At 47.2% G+C, this 4,095-nt stretch carries 3 protein-coding genes; 1 reads left to right on the plus strand and 2 read right to left on the minus strand.

Going from position 1 to position 4,095, the window contains the following annotated elements:
- Positions 1-167: 167 nt before the first annotated feature.
- Both L1N85_RS21475 and L1N85_RS21480 read right to left on the minus strand, forming a co-directional pair.
- A complete protein-coding gene (locus L1N85_RS21475) occupies positions 168-1,256 on the minus strand; it encodes a glycosyltransferase (RefSeq protein ID WP_235241102.1) in 1,089 nt (362 codons plus the stop codon).
- Between the two features lie 151 nt (positions 1,257-1,407).
- A complete protein-coding gene (locus L1N85_RS21480; RefSeq protein WP_235241103.1) occupies positions 1,408-2,262 on the minus strand; it encodes an AraC family transcriptional regulator in 855 nt (284 codons plus the stop codon).
- A gap of 148 nt (positions 2,263-2,410) precedes the next feature.
- Here L1N85_RS21480 and melA point away from each other — a divergent pair, with 148 nt between their 5' ends.
- Positions 2,411-3,709, plus strand: coding sequence for an alpha-glucosidase/alpha-galactosidase (melA, locus tag L1N85_RS21485; RefSeq protein WP_235241104.1), 1,299 nt, complete (start codon positions 2,411-2,413; stop codon positions 3,707-3,709).
- Positions 3,710-4,095 lie beyond the last annotated feature (386 nt).

The raw sequence follows: 4,095 nt of genomic DNA on the forward strand, positions 1-4,095 counted from the left end.
GCCATGCGACTTCACTCCTTTACACGTCCATTACTATTTATCTAATAAATTCGAGGCGTGCGGGACAAAATCCTGTTTCGTCGGACAGACTCCTAGCAATTCTTTATTATATGGATGAATAATTATAATAGATACGGTATATGCCTGGACATGATTTAAAAGGCTTATCAGCTTCCATCTTTTCTTTTGCTCAGATGCTTCTCCAACAATAGTTTGTTATTTAATATGTTCGAATCGTTTGGCGCATATGAAAGAGAAATTTCATTATGCTCATAGGCTTGCTCTAATTGCCCGAGTTTGCCGTAGCATGCCACAAGCTGCAGATGGGGAAACCATGACCAAGCCATGTTATTGATGCCAAGCAGACGATTTTCCGGCTTCTCCAGCTTTAGTGCCAACAGGTACCAGTTAACAGCTTTCTCATAATCGCTGTTCTCCTGAAAATAGTAGGCGATTCGGCATACATAATCGGCACGCGGGATATCGTAGTTGAACGTTTTTAATAGGGATTGCAGTTCTTGCTCTTTATTGCCGAGCTCGTGATTGCAGTGAGCCATTCGATCACAAGATTGCAATTTATCTTCAAAATAGCTTGTTGGATCAGAAATAATCGTTTGATAGATCTCGATTGCCTTTTCGTAATAACCATTAGCGGTTAGTTCCATTGCATATTGTAATAATTGCCGATTCGAGAGGATTCCCCCCTGCGCAAGCACTCCTTCATAAATACGCAGATTACGTTCCGTGTTTTTATGCACCCGGCCATGACTCACTGCAATATCCGAAAAGATTACATTTCCCGAGACCGCTAAATGCTCATGCACCGGGTCATACCATTGAAATTGCCTGGAACGCTTCACAAGCCTGTTTCTTTTCACAACGGCTGTTGGCTGTCCAAGGGGATCAAACGCAACGTAGTAATCCATGCAAACGGAGTCTATGTTCGGATCTAACGTTTGTTTGAGCGCTTTGAACTTTACCAGGTCGTTTTCCTGCAGCCAATCATCCGCATCCAGCCATAAAATATAATCCCCAGTCGCATGACGGAAAGAGTAATTCCTTGCAGCAGAAAAATCATCGATCCAATCAAAATGATAGATATGATTCGTATAGTTAGCGGCAATTTCTTTCGTGCTATCCGTTGATCCCGTATCTACGATGACGATCTCATCTACTAGATCTTTAACGGAATTTAAGCATCTATCTAGAACTTGCTCCTCGTTTTTTACAATCATGCACAAACTAATCGTTATCACGGCTTTCACACCTCCATAACATGTTCCCTAGACATTATATGGAACCAAAACTTGCCGTGTTTGGACAAAAGAAAAAAGTTATGCGGCCTAAAGCCGTATAACTTTTTTTGAGATTTTCTAACTCACGATTGAAGCCGCGAGTTTGCGAAAACTATTTATGAATCAAATCCCTCCGAAACTCCGTAGGAGATTGTCCGCTCCATTTGTGAAATTGCTTGGTGAAAAACAGCGGGTCATTATACCCGACAGAGGCCGCGATTTGCGCGATGGTAAGCTCCCCCTCCAGCAGCTCCTCGGCCTTCTTCATCCTCACCTTGAATAAGTATTGCATAGGCGATAAGCCCGTCGCCTCCTTGAACAGTCTCGTTAAATGAGCGCGATGATAACCTAGCGTTTGCGCGATTCCTTCAATTGAAAGCTGCTGTCCGTATTGCAGCGAGAGCAGTCGAATCGCTTGATCGATTTGACGGTAAGAGCGGGACCGCGGTCCGCTAACCACCGTTTCTTCTCTTAGATGCAGCCTGCCAAGCTCGTACAAAATAAGTCTGAGCCACCCGGAAGCCTCCATATTTCCCAGCGCCGGAAAGTCCGTTCCCTCCATACTTTTGCGCAAGCTGCGAAACATTCTCTGCATGGACGGCAGCGGGCACGCCCGAACGACCGCCCTGTCCGGCGTAATGCCGATGGAGGTCAACGACGACTCCACGATATCCCCCGAGAAGGCTACCCACATGTATGTCCATGGATTGCTCATGCTTGCTTCATACTTGACTAATATATCCGGGAAAATAACGAATGCATCACCGGCCCTGCAGGCATGCGTCTCTCCCAGCGTTTCGAATACGCCCTCTCCGTCAAGGACGATATGGATTAAATAGTAATCATGGACGGCGGGGCCGATGAAATGACCTCCCACCGGCTTGCCTTTTCCGCTAAATAAAACGGACATTTCTCCCTTTAAAGGAGCTGCATTAATACTTAACATAAAGTAATGATGCGTATCCAACCTTGCACCTCCATAAAGCCTGCTCCTATCATCATACTAAATGCTGCAACATTTCTCCATATAATGCTTCGTTCCTTCCATATTCATTTATCGTTTGCATCCGTATACTGAAGGAGTCAGCAATAAACAAATAGGAGGCTATTATCCCATGTCCAAAATTACGTTTATCGGAGCAGGAAGCACCGTATTTGCCAAAAACATTCTCGGCGACGTCATGCAGACTCCAGCGCTGCAGGGCTTTGAAATCGCTTTATTCGATATCGATGCGGAGCGTCTGAACGACTCTGAGCAAATGCTGCTCAACCTGCAGCAAACGAGCCAAAGCACCTGCCATATCAAAGCGTACACCGATCGCAAGGAAGCGCTGCGCGGAGCGAAATACGTCGTAAACGCCATACAAGTAGGCGGCTACGATCCTTGTACCATTACCGATTTTGAAATCCCGAAGAAGTACGGCTTGCGCCAAACGATTGCCGATACGGTCGGCATTGGCGGCATTTTCCGAAACCTGCGCACGATCCCGGTCATGCTGGATTTCGCTCGCGACATCAATGAGGTATGTCCGGATGCGCTCTTCTTGAACTATACGAATCCAATGGCTGTACTAACGAATGTGATGAATACTTACGGAGGCGTAAAAACCGTTGGGCTATGCCACAGCGTGCAGGTGTGCGTGCCGCACCTGTTCGAGCATTTGGATCTGGATCCTACAGGCGTCAAGTACAAAATCGCGGGCATCAACCATATGGCGTGGCTGCTTGAAGCAAGCAAGGACGGCGTAGACCTCTACCCGGAAATTAAGCGCCGCGCTGCGGAGAAGCAGAAGGAAAAGCATCATGACATGGTCCGCTACGAGCTCATGCTGAAATTCGGCTACTATATTACCGAATCGTCCGAGCATAATGCCGAATACCACCCGTACTTTATCAAGCGCAACTACCCGGAGCTGATCGAACGCTTCAACATTCCGCTTGACGAATATCCGCGGCGCTGCGTTAACCAAATCGAAGGCTGGAAATCGATGCGCGATTCCCTTGTCAACGACCGCAGCCTCGAGCACTGCCGCAGCCATGAGTATGCTTCGTATATACTCGAAGCCATTGAAACCAATAAACCGTTCAAGATCGGCGGCAACGTCATGAATACGGGCCTGATTACGAACCTGCCGAAGGAAGCTTGCGTCGAGGTCCCTTGCCTCGTTGACGCGAACGGCGTTACGCCAACTTTTGTCGGCGACCTTCCGCCGCAACTTGCCGCTCTCAACCGCACGAACATTAACACGCAATTGCTGACGATCGAAGCTGCCATTACCGGCAAGCGCGACCATATTTATCACGCCGCTCTGCTTGATCCGCATACGTCCGCCGAGCTGTCGATGGATGACATCGTTTCGCTCTGCGACGACTTGATCGAAGCCCACGGCAGCTGGCTGCCCAGCTACAAATAAGCTTCGTAACAAATTAGGGGCAGTCCTTAGTCATTAATATGTCTAAGGGACTGCCCCCTCTTATTTAGTAGTGGAATTTCAGAATATACGCCAAAATCATTATGTATCGCAGTTTCTACTATATGATACATTTTGTATCCTCCTCGTCGTAAAAGAAGACTCTATATACGTGAACTAATCAATCACGCGAGTTAAAGGCTGCACCGGCAGCACGAACTGGAAAAACGCCAGCTAATTTGTCTCAGACACGCTAAATTAAAACATTTAACGGGAAAACCGGGCGTTATTCACGGGAATAATCGCTTCTAGTCGGCAAACTGACCACATTAGCGGGACAAATTCCAGTTAGGCCAGACTAAAACGCTGATGAAGCAAGTTTAACGGGA

This window comes from Paenibacillus alkaliterrae (genome assembly GCF_021532375.1).
Lineage (GTDB): Bacteria > Bacillota > Bacilli > Paenibacillales > Paenibacillaceae > Pristimantibacillus > Pristimantibacillus alkaliterrae.

Coding starts and splice junctions, on each gene's coding strand:
- melA (WP_235241104.1), top strand. CDS start 2,411: ATGTCCAAAATTACGTTTATCGGAGCAGGAAGCACCGTATTTGCCAAA.